The organism is Vibrio sp. D173a (assembly GCF_030248475.1).
The window spans coordinates 1-616 of record NZ_JAHGAH010001316.1; the positions used below are offsets into that span (position 1 = coordinate 1).

The following is a 616-nucleotide window of genomic DNA, read 5'->3' on the forward strand; positions in this document are numbered from 1 at the left end:
CCTATCGATATTCGTTTTAAAGCTTAACTTCTTTCGAATTTTCTTTGCATCTTGATTGATGACAGAGAAGTACACCTATTAAAAACAAAATAAATAAGTTAAAGACAATGAATATTAAAATGATAGGGAGCTCCCTAATTATCGCTGGTACCGCTCTGGGTGCTGGTATGCTTGCAATTCCAATGGTTCTCGCTCAATTTGGATTGCTATACGGTTCACTTTTGATGGTGCTGATCTGTTTCGGTACCACTTACGCAGCGCTTCTTTTATTGGAAGCGACAATCAAGGCTGGTGGAGGCCTTGGCTTGAACTCAATCGCGCGCAAAACGCTAGGTAGACAAGGTCAATTAATTACCAATGGCCTACTATACGCCCTGCTTATCTGCCTATTGATGGCATACATCTTAGGTGCTGGCGATCTTCTGAGCCAGGTATTGGCAAGCCTTGGTATTAACATCAGTGCGACTACGGGACAAATCGCGTTCACTTTGATTGCTGGTGCTGTAGTGGCATGTGGTACAGGTGTTATTGATAAGCTAAACCGAGCGCTATTCTTTGTGATGCTTGCTAGCTTAGCTATCACCATGACCTTCCTTGCTCCGGGTATGACCCAAGA

1 protein-coding gene is annotated in these 616 nt (G+C 43.5%); it reads left to right on the forward strand.

The annotated features are described in order from the left end of the window. Positions 1 to 119: 119 nt before the first annotated feature. On the forward strand, positions 120 to 616 hold a 497-nt coding region (locus tag KIV40_RS33070), incomplete at its 3' end, for an aromatic amino acid transport family protein (RefSeq protein ID WP_375164941.1).